Source organism: Mannheimia sp., assembly GCF_056854775.1.
The window spans coordinates 1-15,128 of record NZ_JBXGGI010000126.1; the positions used below are offsets into that span (position 1 = coordinate 1).

The window sequence follows — 15,128 nt, forward strand, 5'->3', positions numbered from 1 at the left end:
TTCTTTAAATTATTTCTTTTTTAATTGATTTTTCAATATACTATTTTTACGATAGCAAGCCTTAGCAAAAATTACAATATAAAGAAGAGAGAAAATGGACAAACTAAACGCAATCAGTTTATTTTGCAAAGTAGTTGAAACCCAAAGTTTTACCCAAGCCGCACAACAAACCCAAATCTCACTGCCAATGGCGAGTAAATTAGTGGCTCAACTGGAAGAGTATTTGAATGTACGTTTATTACAACGCACCACGCGTAAAATTACGCCAACGGAAGCAGGGTTACTCTATTATCATCGCTGTTTACCTATTTTAAATGAATTGAAAGAGGCGGAAGCAAGTGTCAGTAATATCAGCTCAACGCTACAAGGCAAAATTACAATGTCTGTGCCAATGGATTTTGGTTCTCGCTTTATTGCACCTTATTTAGGAAAATTTATGGAACGCTACCCTAATTTACAGCTCCATATTGAATTTAGCGACCGTCGCGTTGATGTCATTGCCGAAGGCTTTGATTTAGTTTTGCGTATTGGTAGCCTTACGGACAGCTCTATTGTGGCGAAAAAAATTGCTGATTCGCACTTAATGCTAGTTGCCTCTCCTGACTATTTAGCCAAAAATAACGAGCCTCAAAGTCTAGAAGAACTCAGTAAACGTGGTTGCTTGCTTTACGAATATCATCCACAGTGGCAATTCACGCAGCAAGGACAAAAAAGTAACATTAAGCCTGAGGGAAAAATTTACAGCAATAATGGCTATGCATTAGTCCAAATGGCAAAAGCCGGGCTAGGTATTATCAATATTCCTAAATTTTTAATAAAGGAAGAACTCAAAAATGGAGAGCTAGTGCCGATTATGCCATTTTTAGAACAAGACACGCTGCAAATCAGTTTACTCTACCCTAACCGCCGTTACCTTTCGCCTAAAGTTCGAGTGTTGATCGATTTTTTCTCTCAACTGATGAAAGAACAACAACAATATTTGTAGGTAAAAAGGCTGTAACAGATAGCTTCAATTACAGCCTTTCAATTGCAAAAAAATGTAGAAATCTGACCGCTTGTAGATTTTAACCGAGGCAAAAAAACAAGCAGTTATTTTCATAACTGCTTGTTTTAAATATTTCTATTTACTAATCAAAAATTCTTAATTTTCTTAAGATGAAAATTAATAAGGCTGCACCTAATACACCGAAGAAAATACCAATTATGTTGAAATCTCCTGCTTTGTATGCAGAACCAATACCTAATATGTCGCCAAATAACCAACGTCCTAAAGATGAACCGACAATACCTACAATGATATTTTTACAAAGACCACCTTCACTTTTCATTACAATTGATGCTAACCAACCAATAATAGCACCGCCAATAATTGCAGCAATCCAGCCCATAAAATACTCCTTTGTTTGATTGAAAAAAATTTAATAAATTCTCGCTATTATTCCATAATTATTAAAAGGTTTCTTTTGCTTCTTTTAATAAATCTTGAGGTAAATTAATACCTAAGTCTTTTGCTGTTTTTGTATTAATAGAAAGCTCTAATTGGCTCACTTCTTGTGTAGGAATTAAACCAGCTTTTTCACCTTTTAACACACGAGCCGCACTTTTACCTGTTGCAACGCCGATATCATACTGATTTACCGCATAAGCAGCAAGTGCACCACGCTCAACGGTATCTCTGTCTGAGGCAATAACCGGAATTTTTGCTTCTAACGCTGCTTTATGTAAGGCTTCATAAGCAGACACAACGCCATTATCTTCTGAAATATAAATCGCTTGTACTTTACCGTTTAAACTGCGAGCTGCTGTACCAATATCTGCACTACGTTGAACCGCTACAGGGACAACATTAAACCCTTGCTTTTTCGCTTCTTCTTTTAGTTCTTCTAACACGATTGTAGAGTTCACTTCACCTGCACTATAAACATAGCCTACGGATTTTAACTCAGGCACTAACGTTTGAATTAATTTTACTTGTGGAGCGATAGGCTTGTGATCTGAAATCCCCGTTACATTTGTGCCTGATGGTTCCCAAGATTTCACTAATTTTGCTGCAACCGGGTCGGTTACACCGGAGAAAACAATCGGAATAGAACGAGTTGCTGCAACCACCGGTTGTGCGGAAGGCGTAGTAATCGGGATGATGATATCTGCTTTATCACCAACAAATTTACGGGCAATTTGAGCAGCCGTCGCAGTACTGCCTTGTGCGGATTGGTAGTCGATTTTGATATTTTTGCCATCAACAAAGCCTTCACGCTCAAGCTCTTCAATAACACCTTTACGAATGGAATCTAATGCCGGGTGATCGACAATCGCCGTAATTGCTACATTTTGAATTTTATCTTGGCTGAATGCGGTAATAGAAAAAGCACTTAATACAGCAACTAACAATGTTTTACGAAATTTCATACATACTCCTTGATTTAAATTTGCACTATTGCAATAGTACATTTTTATCCAAAGATAAGTAATTTTAGAAATTTGTGCAAGCAGAATTTTTTATTTTTCTATAAACATATTTTAACTGGTTAAATATTAATCTTTCACATTTTAACCCAATTCTTTGCAAGCTCTTTTAGATTATTGCAATAACGTGTAGAATAAGCAGTTATTTTAATTAGAACATTAGAGAGAATTATGAGCGAAGAAATTTTAACAGCTGAAACAGAAACTCGAGCCAATTTTATTACCCATATTATTGATGAAGATTTAGCAAGCGGTAAACATAGCAACGTTTACACCCGTTTTCCACCTGAGCCAAACGGTTATTTACACATCGGACACGCTAAATCAATCTGCTTGAACTTTGGTATCGCTCAAGAATATAAAGGAAAATGTAACTTACGTTTTGATGATACAAATCCGGTAAAAGAAGACGTGGAATATGTGGATTCTATCAAGCAAGACGTAGAATGGTTAGGTTTTAAATGGGAAGGCGAACCACGTTATGCCTCTGATTATTTTGACCAACTTTATAGCTATGCGATTGAGCTTATCAACAAAGGCTTGGCGTATGTAGATGAACTTTCGCCTGAAGAAATGCGTGAATACCGTGGCACTTTAACCGAACCGGGTAAAAACAGTCCATATCGTGATCGTTCAGTTGAAGAAAACTTAACCTTATTTGAAAAAATGAAAAATGGCGAGTTTGAGGAAGGTAAAGCGTGTTTGCGAGCCAAAATTGATATGGCATCGCCGTTTATCGTAATGCGTGATCCGGTAATTTACCGTGTGAAATTTGCCTCACACCACCAAACCGGCGACAAATGGTGCATTTACCCAATGTACGATTTCACCCACTGTATTTCAGATGCGATTGAGCGAATCACCCACTCTATCTGTACGTTAGAATTCCAAGACAACCGCCGTTTATACGATTGGGTGTTGGAAAATATCAGTATTGAACGCCCGTTACCGCATCAGTACGAATTTTCACGTTTAAATTTAGAAGGCACTTTAACCTCTAAACGTAAATTGTTGAAATTAGTAACAGACGGCATTGTTGATGGCTGGAATGACCCTCGTATGCCAACCATTTCAGGCTTACGCCGCCGTGGCTATACCCCTGCGGCATTGCGTGAATTCTGCCGCCGTATCGGTGTAACAAAACAAGATAATGTGGTGGAATACTCCGCACTTGAGGCTTGTATTCGTGAAGATTTAAACGACAACGCGCCTCGTGCGATGGCAGTAATCAATCCTGTGCGTGTAGTAATTGAGAATTTTGGTGAGAAAGAGATCTTAAAAGCACCAAACCACCCTAACCGCCCGGAATTAGGCGAGCGTGATTTGCCATTTACCCGTGAGCTTTACATTGACGAAGCCGACTTCCGTGAAGAAGCGAACAAGCAATATAAACGCTTAGTGCTAGGCAAAGAAGTGCGTTTGCGTAATGCCTATGTAATTAAAGCCGAGCGAGTGGAGAAAGATGCAAGCGGTCAAATTACCACAATTTTTTGCACCTACGATCCGGAAACATTAGGCAAGAACCCAGCTGACGGACGTAAAGTGAAAGGGGTAATTCATTGGGTTTCAGCGGAAGATAACAAACCGGCTGAATTCCGCATTTACGATCGTTTATTCACTGTGCCAAATCCGGGAGCAGAAGACGATATTAATGCAGTGTTAAATCCGGAATCTTTAGTGGTAAAACACGGTTTTGTTGAGCCAAGTTTAGTCAATGCAAAAGCAGAACAAGGTTATCAATTTGAGCGTGAAGGCTACTTCTGCTTAGACAGCAAAGACGGTTCAGCAGATAATTTAGTGTTTAACTTAACTGTAAGTCTAAAAGAAAGCGTAGCATTCTAAGCTTCTCAAATAAAAATACCGACAGTAATGTCGGTATTTTTTCGGCATAAGACAAATTAAAACAGCTCCCAAATAGGCTTGCACTCTTTTGGCAGTTCTAAACTTCTGCCGAGTTCAATCCAGCCTGTTGGGTAATGGAAATCAGAGCCAACCGAACCATATAAATCAAATTCTCTTGCCCAGCGGGTAAGTAATTGCCGTTGGTCTGGGGTTTGTCCGCAGCCTGAAACTTCAATGCCATCTCCGCCTGCTAGTTTGAAATCAACAATCAAACGGCGAATCCAACGTGCAGTCATTTTATAACGTAGTGGGTGGGCGATATTAATAACTCCTCCTGCATTGTGTGTTATTTGAACTGCTTCTTCTAAACTGCTCCACATAGGCTTGACGTAAGCAGGTTTTCCCATTCCTAAATAACGTTTAAAAGCATGTTCAATATTGCGAACGTGCCCTTGTTCATATAAAAAACGCCCATAATGAGCCCGAGTTACTTCACCTGAAGCAAGAGCTTTTGCACCTTCATAAGCGTTTGGAATGCCTGCTTTTGCTAATTTTTCGCCAATTTCGACCGCTCGTTCTTCACGCAATTTGGCTTGATTATCCAAAAATTGAATTAATTTCTTATTATTTTCATCAATATTTAAAGCTGCCAAATGAATACTTTTATCTTGCCATAGTACCGAAATTTCGACACCCGAGATAAATTTGATTGGTTGTGTTTGGGCAAATTTTTTTGCTTCACAAATGCCGGAAATAGTATCGTGATCAGTCAAAGCAAGCATTTCAACACCTTGTTCAACCGCTCGTTGAACTAATTCCGTGGGAGAAAGCACCCCATCAGAGGCGGTGCTGTGGGAATGTAAATCATATTTCATTGTTAATCCTTAATAAGCCCCACTTGAATAAAAAATTGTCGATAGGCTTCTGTTTTTTTCTCCAAACTTAATGGGTAAGCTCTTGAGGTAGAAGGTAGTCTGTATAAATAAAGTTCCCTTGATTTAGAATAAGGATACACTACCCATTCATTCGTTTTCGGGGCTTTAATTTTTTCTGAGAGCAAGTCTAATAACACTTCTGTAGCTAAACCGCCTGTAGTAAACAGCCATTTCATTTTTGGCAATTGGGCTAACAATTCGTTCATATCTACAGGTTCAACAATTTTGAGATCTTTATCCGCTGCATTGCCTTTTAAGCGAACTGCCGTTTTAGCGGAAGAAGAGAGTGCAATGCCCTTTTTTCGTAAAAAGGCTTCAATGCGAATAGGGTCAAAGCATTTTTCATCATTTACACGAAAATAATCTACATCATCAAAAAACACCTTTCCCATTATCCTCCACATATCATTTTGGAAATTTGGATAGTGAAACTCCATACAGCGTTTTTCTGATGTTGGAGGAAAAGTTCCCATCATCACAACAGTAGCTTGTTCCGGTAAAATGGGAGCAAAAGGATGATGTTCTAGTTCAAGTATTTCCATTCTATTTGATTAATTCCTTTAATAGCTTTAATTTGTCAGCTTTATCTAATGGTTGCTCTGCTACTTTATTCAAATCGCTCACTAGCGTTTCATCTTCACTATTTTTAGCATAAATCGCCGTCTGTTCTTGTGAGATTTGCTCAGCGTAAGCGGTCAGATTTTCCAATAATTTTACCATTTCCGGATTATCGTGATGTTGCTGGAACAATGCATCAATAGCGTTCGCAAACTGTTCTGCTTTTGCATCAAGTTGCTGATAGCAATATTTCTGCCATCTAATCTGCTCTGCCCTTGTCAGCGTTTGCGGATAATGCCTTGCTCGGTAATGGAATAAAAGTTGCTCTACTCGAGGATCTTCAAATCTTAAGCCGTGATCCGCTAAACTTTCAGGAGGCAAAGAACGTAAAATCGCCATATTGTTTTTATCAGCAGTTGAGAAAAAGCCGTCATACAGTGTCGTTTCTACATTAGCTGAAGGTTCAAATGTACGTTCATCATTAAAGATTTCCAATACTTTTTCTCGAACCAAGGATTTCTGAGCTTTTAACGCCTTCAAATTTTCTAAACATAACGCCCTATCAATGCCTAGTCGTTCTGCATTTTCAGGTAACAAGGTTTTTGCCGGAGCTAAAATCGGGCATTTATTGATATGCACTAATTTCAGTGGCACAGGCAGCTCGTGTTCAGCTAACGCCTCACGTTTGGTATATAGGCGTTGGCGTAAACTTTCAGCATTTTCATTGAGCAAACCATTCATATCGCCCGATAAATCGCACACAATCACCGCATTTTGATTAGTCGGGTGCCACGCTAACGGCACAACCCAAGCGGTATTACCTCGATAATTTCCTAACATTCCCGAAACGTGAACCAACGGCGTCATTTCGCCGGTATCTATCAATTTTTCTACCTCTTTTTTGCTGCGTAGATTAAAGAAAAAATTGAATAATTTCGGCTGTTTTTCTTTAATTAGTTTAGCCATTGCGATGGTGGCATAAACGTCTGACATCGCATCGTGAGCATTTTCGTGAGCAATACCGTTTGCTTTAGTTAAATTCTCTAGTTTAAAGCTCGGCATTCCATTTTCATCTTTTGACCACTCAATGCCTTCCGGACGCAACGCATAACAAGCCCTTACTAAATCCAATAAATCCCAACGAGAATTACCGTTTTTCCAACTGTATTCATACGGATCGTAAAAATTGCGGAAAAAAGTGTAGCGGGTCATTTCATCATCATAACGAATATTGTTATAGCCGATGGTACAAGTATTTGGCAGGCTAAATTCTGCGTGAATACGAGCAGCAAACTCAGGTTCAGACACTCCCTCAGCGTTACATCGTTGCGGTGTAATGCCGGTTACCATTACGGCTTCGGGGCTAGGTAAATAGTCGGGCGTTTGTTTACAGAAAAACATTACTGGCTCACCGATGATATTAAACTCTTCATCAGTACGAATACCCGCAAACTGAGCCGGTCTATCGTGAGCCGGACTTACCCCAAAACTCTCATAGTCGTAAAAGAAAAAAGAAAAATTTTTGCTCATTGCTGTTCGTTGGTTGGAAAGATTGGGAGAATTGTATCATAGTTGAAAGGAAAGAGAGGAAATACAAGCGGTTGTTTTTAGATAAAATTTTGTAGATAGATATAAATTCAACTCGGAGAGAAAAGTTAAATAACTCTAGATAAACAATGCGGTTTTTAGCAACTATTTTATTTACTATACATTTTTCTAATAAACCAAATATAAAAAGGCGAAAACGTAAAATTTTCGCCTTTTTTGACCGCTTGCAAGCGGTTGTTTTTATCTAATTTTTTTGCAAATTAGAAGTTTGCATTGCGTGGAGCACGAGGGAATGGGATTACATCACGAATGTTTTGTAAACCTGTTACATACACGATTAAACGCTCGAAGCCTAAGCCGAAACCTGAGTGCGGTACAGTGCCGTATTTGCGTAAATCACGGTACCACCAGTAATCTTCAGGGTTTAAGCCCATTTCGTTCATACGTTTATCCAATACTTCTAAACGCTCTTCACGTTGTGAACCACCGATAATTTCGCCGATGCCCGGTGCTAATACGTCCATTGCGGCAACCGTTTTACCATCTTCATTTAAACGCATATAGAAGGCTTTAATATCTTTCGGATAGTTTTTCACTACCACTGGCGATTTAAAGTGTTCTTCTGCTAAATAACGTTCGTGTTCAGATGAAAGGTCAATACCCCATTCTACAGGGAATTCAAACTCTTTACCTGATTTCAATAAAATTTCGATAGCATCGGTATAGTCTACTTGAGCAAATGGAGCGTTAATAAAGTTCTCTAAACGGCTTACCGCATCTTTATCCACGTGTTTAACGAAGAATTCCATATCATCTTTACGCTCTGCAAGGACTGCACGGAAAACGTATTTCAGCATATCTTCAGCTAATTTTGCGTTGTCGTTTAAGTCTGCGAATGCGACCTCAGGTTCCATCATCCAGAACTCGGCTAAGTGGCGAGTTGTGTTGGAGTTTTCTGCACGGAAAGTTGGACCGAAAGTATAAACTTTACTTAATGCACAAGCATAAGTTTCGGCATTTAACTGACCTGATACAGTTAAGAATGACTCTTTTCCAAAGAAATCTTGATTGAAATCCACTTTGCCGTTTTCACCACGCGGTAGGTTTTCTAAATCAAGGGTAGAAACACGGAACATTTCACCAGCACCTTCGGTATCTGATGCGGTAATTACAGGTGTAGCTACCCAGTAGAAACCTTGTTCGTGGAAGAAACGATGGATTGCTTGAGCTAAACAGTGGCGAACACGTGCTACCGCACCGATTAAGTTTGTGCGAGGGCGTAAGTGTGCGACTTCACGTAGATATTCAATCGAGTGGCGTTTTGCTGCCATTGGGTAAGTGTCAGGATCTTCAACCCAACCGACAACTTCTACATTTGTTGCGTGTAATTCAACCGCTTGACCTTCAGCAGGTGATTCCACCACTTTACCTGTAACAATAACAGAGCAACCTGCGGTTAAACGCAATACTTCGTCATTATAATTTGGTAAATCGTTGTTAATAATAGCTTGGATTGGGTCAAAGCAAGAGCCGTCATACACGGCTAAGAAAGATAAACCGGCTTTTGAATCACGACGGGTACGCACCCAACCACGTACTGCAACCTCTTCACCTACCGCAACTTTGCCAGATAGGATTTCCGAAACTGTTGGAAATTTAGACATTTAATACCTCAAATTTTTCTTGTGGGTTCTATTAAGAAAATAACGCTCAATATTCTACAAGAAAATAGGGGGAAATATAATAATTTTAAGGAATTATTTGAAAATTTGTTGGTCTATATAAACATTGCAAGCAGTTGAATCTGAATTTACTTAGTTTTTAAAAATTTTTTCATTTTTAATGAACTTTCGTTCAGTTAGTTAGTCTGAGTATATGTAACAGATTTATGCAAGTTTTTTTCATTAATTTCCTTAGGTAAGACCTCCGCCCCTTTTCGCTTTTTTGATTAGGGGCTTTTTTTATGGTCAGTTTTGCAACATTGTAACTATTTTGTCCTATATACCGTTTTTTAGAGACTTTTTATATTTATTAAATCGAATAAATCGTTCTTCTAACAAAACTGTTTTTCTACGGTATGTATCTACTCTTCTTATTAGAAATGGAAGCAAAGAACTAGATATGATAGATAGCCAAAATCTTAGTTTAAAAAGCTCTTCTACTGAAAATATCTTTCCTGTTAATTGAGAGAATTCATTATGATCATAAAGTAACAATGTGATGGATATCATTACTACTAAATATGAAGAAACATAAAAAGGAGATAATTTTAAGTACCTAACAATAACACTACCCGTTAATTGTATCTTATTTTCGATAATGAAAAATGTAAAAATACCTAAATGTAGTAAAATGACTAATGCCCCAAAAACTAATGGCATATTAAAATCATAAGACAATCCATAGACAATGAGTAATATAGGAATAGCACTAATAAAATACAATATAGATAGAATTTTATTGCCAATCAAATTAAATTTTGAACTTGCCATTTTACCCTTTCAATGTTTTATTCGGTTCTTTCGCTATTTCTCTTGCCAATTTGGGGACAAGGTAGCCCGATGTAATCTTTTGCAATTCTCGATAAATTTCAATCGCCTTTTCATCTTCAATATAGAAATGGCTTGCCCCTGCAACTTTATCAAAAAGGTGCAAATAATAAGGCAAAATGCCATATTCAAAAAGTTTATCACTTAATGCTTTTAAGGTTTGAGCATTATCATTTACCTCTTTTAGCATTACCGATTGGTTCAACAATACAACGCCCACTTTTTTAAGTTGAGCCATTTTTTCAGCAAAAACATCATCAATTTCATTTGCGTGGTTAATATGAGTAACTAACACAACTTTCAAACGAGATTGTGATAACCGTTCACATAATTCTGGTGTAATTCGACTAGGAATAACCACAGGAAGGCGTGAATGAATACGCAATGTTTTGATATGTGGAATTTGTTCTAGCTTATCTAATAACCAATCCAATTCCTGATCTTTTGCCATTAACGGATCGCCACCTGAAAAAATAACCTCTTCCAATTCAGTATGCTGCTCAATATAGTCTAAACTTTCTTGCCATACCGTTTTTCCACTTTTTACTTCATTATACGGAAAGTGTCGGCGGAAACAGTATCGACAATTAATGGCACAACTGTTTTTTACCATAAATAACAAACGGTTATGATACTTATGCAAAATATTCGGAGCGGGGCTTTGCTGTTCTTCTAACGGGTCTACAACAAATCCTTCCAGCTCAATGAATTCCTGTTGCACAGACATTGCTTGTAGGAAAAGCGGATCTTTGGGATTACCCTTTTCCATTTTTTCAGCAAAGGCTCTTGGCACTCGGAGAGCAAATAATTTGCGAGCAGCAATATCCGCCTCAAAATCGGTTGGATTGAGTTTGAGAAATTGCAGTAAGTCGATAGGATTATTAAAGGCTTGAGCAAGTTCAGTCAGCCAAAGTGGTTTGATTTGAATTGGTTGCATAAAAACAAAAAGCCCTCGCCAAAAATGGGAGGGCGAATAGAAAAATTAAGGGATTAAATTACATTGCAATGGTGTGCCGTTCGGGTTCACCATCACTACAGGCGAGGTTTGCACGCCCTGTGCAGCAATTAAATATTGCACGCCCGAGATACAATAACGGCGATAACCGTCAGTTTTCTCAACCAAGAATGGATCAATTTGACCACCAATGCTCTTAAATTCTGCAATAGCCCCATTTGCAACATTTTGAGCAGAATTAACCGCTTGTTGTGTATTTGCATCAGCAGGTTGGTTTGCGTGAGCATTTGATGACATCATATCGCCTAAAATATAACCTGCTGCTGCCCCCATTGCAACATTTGCCATTGTGCTACCTTGACGCACTTGTGGCTGAGCCGTTGCATTATTTGGTGTATTCGCAAAAGTTGCATCTCTTTGCTGCTGAGTTGGTTGTTTAGCTACCGGTTTAGTTGCAACAGCTTTCGAAGAACTTACTGAACGGAAACTACCTCCGCCTCGTTTTGCCTCCGCAACTGTTGCTACAGAAACCGCTAAAATGGCAGAAAGAGTAATTAATTTTTTCATTCGCATTCCTTGTTGAGTGTTGTTATAAAAATTATAGCAAAAAATTTTAGAGATCTTTCGCTAATTTTGTGAATTTAGGTTATTATATGGCTCTTTTTGACAAACCCAATAGGGTTAGGTTCAAAATGTGTTAATTTATTGTTATTTTTTGAATAATTGAGGAAATAATGGCTAGTTACAGCACTAACGACTTTAAAAAAGGTTTAAAATTTATCCAAGATGGTGAACCTTGTGTAATCGTTGAAAACGAATTCGTAAAACCGGGTAAAGGTCAAGCATTTACACGTACTAAAATCCGTAAATTAATTTCCGGTAAAGTATTAGAGATCAACTTCAAATCAGGTACTTCTGTTGAAGCAGCTGATGTTGTTGATGCTAACTACAACTACTCTTACAGCGATGGTGATTTCTGGTACTTTATGCACCCGGAAACATTTGAGCAAATCTCTGTAGATGAGAAAGCATTAGGCGACAACGTAAAATGGTTGGTTGATAATGCTGAATGTATCGTAACGTTATGGAATGGTGCAGCAATCGCAGTTACCCCACCAAACTTTGTTGAGTTAGAAATTGTTGAAACTGACCCGGGTTTAAAAGGTGATACAGCAGGTACAGGCGGTAAACCGGCAACATTAAGCACAGGTGCAGTTGTGAGCGTACCATTATTCGTACAAATCGGCGAAGTAATCAAAGTAGATACTCGCTCTGGTGAATATGTTTCTCGTGTGAAATAATTTATCTCTCTATACAAGCGGTCATTTTTGGTAAATTTTTTGCAAAAAACGACCGCTTACTTTTTAACTATCCTCTCAACACCTCAATCAACGCTTTGAGCAAGGGGGAATTTTGACGGCGGTCGGGGTAATAGAGATGGTAGCCTTCATAATGCATTGTCCAATCGGTTAAAATCGGCACTAATTTACCGCTTTCCAACTCTGCTTGAATGCTGTTTTGCGGACACCAAAGAATGCCTAAGTCTTGTAAAGCATAGTATTGCAGCAAAAAACCATTATTTGAAGTAAGTTTTCCCTGTGGTTGCACTTTAACGATTTTTTGGGTAAGCGGGTCTCGAAATTCCCACGCCAAAATGCCACCCAGTGTGGCAAGCCGATGCTTTAGACAAGTGTGTTCCGTTAAATCAAATGGCGTTTTCGGTGTGCCATTCTGTGCTAAATAGTTGGGGCTGGCGGCGGTTACCATCGTTAAATCAGGAGAAATGCGTAACGCAATCATATCTTTTGCTACATCTGCTCCCAATCTAATCCCGGCATCAAAACGCTCTGCGACAATATCCACAAAACGATCTTCCGCCACCAGTTCCAACGCTACTTCAGGATAACGTTTGGCAAACTCGGCAAATTTATCCGCCAGTACATCTCGGAAAACGTGTTCGTTGCCATTAATCCTCAGTACGCCTTTTAACGCATTGCGAAACTCGCTCAACCCATTAATTTCTTGGTCTATCTCATCAAACAGCGGTAACAAACGTTGATATAACTGCTCCCCAGCCTCAGTATTTGAAATACTGCGTGTAGTACGGTGAAATAGCTTAATTTGCAACCGATCTTCAATCCCTCTAATACTGTGCGATAACGCTGATTGCGATACCCCCATCTGTGCAGCCGCTTTGGTAAAACTGCCCGTTTGTGCCACTAGCAAAAAGGCTCTTAAATCGTTAAGGTTTTCTTTCATTAAACCACCTTATTAATGAATTTTTCTCATTACTTTAAGCAATTTTACCCTACTAATCAAATGCAATCTACCTTGTTATACTGACATCAACAACTGAGCGGAGAACAAATTATGAAACAGATCTTAATTTTAGGAGCAAGCGGTAGCCTTGCTACAACAGTTATTCCTGAACTACTTCAAGATGGTAACGTACAATTAACTCTTTTTACCCGTCGTCCACAGTCGGTAGCGAAATTTGAAAGTGAACGAGTCAAAATCGTGCAAGGCGATGTGTTGGATTTGGCAAGCCTACAACAAGCAATGCAAGGCGTTAATGCGGTTTACGCCGGACTTGCAGGCAACTTAAAAGCGATGGCGGAAAATGTTGTAAAAGCAATGAATAATGCTCAGGTGAAACGCTTAGTCTGGATTAGCTCAATGGGGATTTACGGCGAAACCGGTGAAGATCACGGAGCAATTTTAGAACCTTACCGCCAATCGGCAGCAGTCATTGAAACCAGCAAGTTAGATTATACCATTGTCCGCCCTGGCTGGTTTACCAACGATTCAAAAGTGCAATATCAACTGACTCACAAAGGGGAATCCTTTAAAGGACATAGCGTTTCCCGCAAATCTATTGCTGATTTTGTCGCTAAAATTTTGCGTGAATACAGTGAGATCCGTGAAAGTGTTGGCATTGCGGCTTAACAATCGGTTAAAAACAAAATAAAATTTGCAAAAATCAGAAGGAAAAACACAATGAATCAACAACAAATTCAAGATCGTTTAGCACTGAAAGACTTAGTGGACACGTTCTCTAATCTTGCCGATGAGAAAAAAGTTGCCGAGCAAATGCTTCTTTTCACTAAAGATGCCATTGTCAATACTTATATAGGCGGCAAATTAGTGTTTGAAATGGCAGGAGTTGCTCAAATCGAAGAGGTCTTTACTACCTTTTTAACGCCATTTCACAGTGTTTACCATCTAAACGGTCAGCACACTGTTACCCTTGTTGATGAAAATAACGCCACTGCGATTAACTATTGTGCGGTGAAACTAGTTGAAACCAAAGACGGCAAAGAAATCTTACACGACCATAGCGTGCGTTACGCCGACACTTATGTAAAACAAGATGGAAAATGGTTGATTGCTAAACGGATTGCGAATTTTATGATTAGCGAGACTCGAGAAATTGGCTAAACAGCGATAACAAGCGGTTAAAAAAGGCGAAAAATTTGCAAATTAAAAGGGTTGTTTCCTAATTAATTGGAAACAACCCTTCAATTATTTTTATTTCACTAATTTTAGTGTAGATGCCTTTTTTAATTTAGGTTTTGAGGGTTGCTCCGGTTTAGTGCGGGTGTGATAAGCCTCAACATTATAATACTCTTCCTCTTGGAACATAATGCCATCGCCTGTTTCTTGAGCATAAATAGCTTCCATTGCACCAAAAGGAATATGAATATCTCTTAACATTCCCTGAAAACGAGCACTAAAACCAATATATTCATCAGTCGCCACATATTGCCCGATTGAACGTGAGGAAATATTTAAAATAATTTTCCCTTCTTTGACGAATTCAACAGGCACATCAACATCTGGATATTCTGCATTTACCAATAAATAAGGCGTGTTATCGTTATCAATAATCCAGTTGTAATAGGCGTTATAAAGATAAGGTCTTAACGGTTTCATTAATCTTTATCGTCCATTAAATGCTTTGGAGCTTCGCCGCCAACAGATTGAATAAAACTATCACGCTGGAACACCCTAGTCATATAAGTATTGATTGGTTTTGCAGTTGCACCCGTAAATTTCACGCCTAATAATTGCATACGCCATAATAATGGAGCGATATAGCAATCAACAAGACTGAAATCATCACTCATAAAATAAGGTTTAGCGGCAAAAACAGGAGCTAATGCTAAAATATCTTCTTTTAGCTGAGCTAATGCTTTTTTACCTTCTGCTGACTCAGGATCTTTGTTTACTAAGTCAATTTGTGCATACCAATCTTGCTCGATACGATAGATATTT

General features: G+C 38.7%; 17 protein-coding genes. 5 read left to right on the forward strand and 12 right to left on the reverse strand.

Annotation, left to right across the window (positions count from 1 at the left end):
• The first annotated feature begins 94 nt into the window (after window positions 1-94).
• A complete protein-coding gene (locus ACJHV0_RS08975) occupies window positions 95-985 on the forward strand; it encodes a LysR family transcriptional regulator (RefSeq protein ID WP_463625661.1) in 891 nt (296 codons plus the stop codon).
• Between the two features lie 142 nt (window positions 986-1,127).
• Here the strand turns inward: ACJHV0_RS08975 and ACJHV0_RS08980 are convergent, their stop codons facing one another.
• Both ACJHV0_RS08980 and ACJHV0_RS08985 read right to left on the reverse strand, forming a co-directional pair.
• Entirely contained in the window at window positions 1,128-1,388 is a 261-nt protein-coding gene (locus ACJHV0_RS08980) for a GlsB/YeaQ/YmgE family stress response membrane protein (RefSeq protein WP_483133981.1), read from the reverse strand.
• 61 nt (window positions 1,389-1,449) lie between these two features.
• Window positions 1,450-2,409 carry an ABC transporter substrate-binding protein gene (locus ACJHV0_RS08985; RefSeq protein WP_025236022.1) on the reverse strand — a complete coding sequence of 320 codons (960 nt, stop codon included), beginning with the start codon at window positions 2,407-2,409 and terminating at the stop codon, window positions 1,450-1,452.
• A 228-nt stretch (window positions 2,410-2,637) separates the two neighbouring features.
• Here ACJHV0_RS08985 and glnS point away from each other — a divergent pair, with 228 nt between their 5' ends.
• Complete coding sequence (glnS, locus tag ACJHV0_RS08990; protein ID WP_483133982.1) at window positions 2,638-4,308, forward strand: glutamine--tRNA ligase; 1,671 nt, start codon at window positions 2,638-2,640, stop codon at window positions 4,306-4,308.
• Window positions 4,309-4,364: 56 nt separating this feature from the next.
• Here glnS and ACJHV0_RS08995 read toward each other — a convergent pair whose 3' ends face one another.
• The 7 genes from ACJHV0_RS08995 to ACJHV0_RS09025 form a co-directional block, all read right to left on the reverse strand.
• On the reverse strand, window positions 4,365-5,183 hold the full coding sequence (locus ACJHV0_RS08995; protein WP_483133983.1) for a PHP domain-containing protein: 819 nt from the start codon (window positions 5,181-5,183) through the stop codon (window positions 4,365-4,367).
• A 2-nt stretch (window positions 5,184-5,185) separates the two neighbouring features.
• On the reverse strand, window positions 5,186-5,785 hold the full coding sequence (locus ACJHV0_RS09000) for a DNA glycosylase (RefSeq protein WP_483133984.1): 600 nt from the start codon (window positions 5,783-5,785) through the stop codon (window positions 5,186-5,188).
• A gap of 1 nt (window position 5,786) precedes the next feature.
• Window positions 5,787-7,331 carry an exodeoxyribonuclease I gene (sbcB, locus tag ACJHV0_RS09005; protein ID WP_483133985.1) on the reverse strand — a complete coding sequence of 515 codons (1,545 nt, stop codon included), beginning with the start codon at window positions 7,329-7,331 and terminating at the stop codon, window positions 5,787-5,789.
• Window positions 7,332-7,609: 278 nt separating this feature from the next.
• A complete protein-coding gene (gene asnS / locus ACJHV0_RS09010; protein ID WP_283385842.1) occupies window positions 7,610-9,013 on the reverse strand; it encodes an asparagine--tRNA ligase in 1,404 nt (467 codons plus the stop codon).
• A gap of 333 nt (window positions 9,014-9,346) precedes the next feature.
• The gene (locus ACJHV0_RS09015; protein WP_334236343.1) at window positions 9,347-9,841 is read right to left on the reverse strand and encodes a hypothetical protein; all 495 of its coding nucleotides are present in this window, start codon (window positions 9,839-9,841) and stop codon (window positions 9,347-9,349) included.
• A 1-nt stretch (window position 9,842) separates the two neighbouring features.
• Window positions 9,843-10,835 carry an EF-P beta-lysylation protein EpmB gene (epmB, locus tag ACJHV0_RS09020; protein WP_483133986.1) on the reverse strand — a complete coding sequence of 331 codons (993 nt, stop codon included), beginning with the start codon at window positions 10,833-10,835 and terminating at the stop codon, window positions 9,843-9,845.
• A gap of 45 nt (window positions 10,836-10,880) precedes the next feature.
• Entirely contained in the window at window positions 10,881-11,420 is a 540-nt protein-coding gene (locus ACJHV0_RS09025; RefSeq protein WP_483133987.1) for a Cj0371 family chemotaxis-regulating polar lipoprotein, read from the reverse strand.
• A gap of 167 nt (window positions 11,421-11,587) precedes the next feature.
• Here ACJHV0_RS09025 and efp point away from each other — a divergent pair, with 167 nt between their 5' ends.
• Window positions 11,588-12,154 (forward strand): elongation factor P, encoded by a 567-nt coding sequence (gene efp, locus ACJHV0_RS09030; RefSeq protein WP_025236031.1) that lies wholly within the window; start codon window positions 11,588-11,590, stop codon window positions 12,152-12,154.
• 67 nt (window positions 12,155-12,221) lie between these two features.
• Here efp and ACJHV0_RS09035 read toward each other — a convergent pair whose 3' ends face one another.
• Complete coding sequence (locus ACJHV0_RS09035; protein ID WP_334234653.1) at window positions 12,222-13,112, reverse strand: LysR family transcriptional regulator; 891 nt, start codon at window positions 13,110-13,112, stop codon at window positions 12,222-12,224.
• A 111-nt stretch (window positions 13,113-13,223) separates the two neighbouring features.
• Here ACJHV0_RS09035 and ACJHV0_RS09040 point away from each other — a divergent pair, with 111 nt between their 5' ends.
• Both ACJHV0_RS09040 and ACJHV0_RS09045 read left to right on the forward strand, forming a co-directional pair.
• Window positions 13,224-13,799: an NAD(P)H-binding protein gene (locus ACJHV0_RS09040; protein ID WP_334234652.1), complete on the forward strand. Its 576-nt coding sequence runs from the start codon at window positions 13,224-13,226 to the stop codon at window positions 13,797-13,799.
• 51 nt (window positions 13,800-13,850) lie between these two features.
• On the forward strand, window positions 13,851-14,291 hold the full coding sequence (locus ACJHV0_RS09045) for a nuclear transport factor 2 family protein (RefSeq protein ID WP_334229213.1): 441 nt from the start codon (window positions 13,851-13,853) through the stop codon (window positions 14,289-14,291).
• Between the two features lie 90 nt (window positions 14,292-14,381).
• Here the strand turns inward: ACJHV0_RS09045 and ACJHV0_RS09050 are convergent, their stop codons facing one another.
• Together ACJHV0_RS09050 and ACJHV0_RS09055 are read right to left on the reverse strand one after the other, a co-directional pair.
• The gene (locus ACJHV0_RS09050; RefSeq protein WP_025236035.1) at window positions 14,382-14,786 is read right to left on the reverse strand and encodes a ClpXP protease specificity-enhancing factor; all 405 of its coding nucleotides are present in this window, start codon (window positions 14,784-14,786) and stop codon (window positions 14,382-14,384) included.
• Window positions 14,786-15,128, reverse strand: a 343-nt coding sequence (locus ACJHV0_RS09055) for a glutathione binding-like protein (protein ID WP_483133988.1), incomplete at its 5' end; no start/stop codon positions are given. The genes ACJHV0_RS09055 and ACJHV0_RS09050, both read right to left, overlap by 1 nt.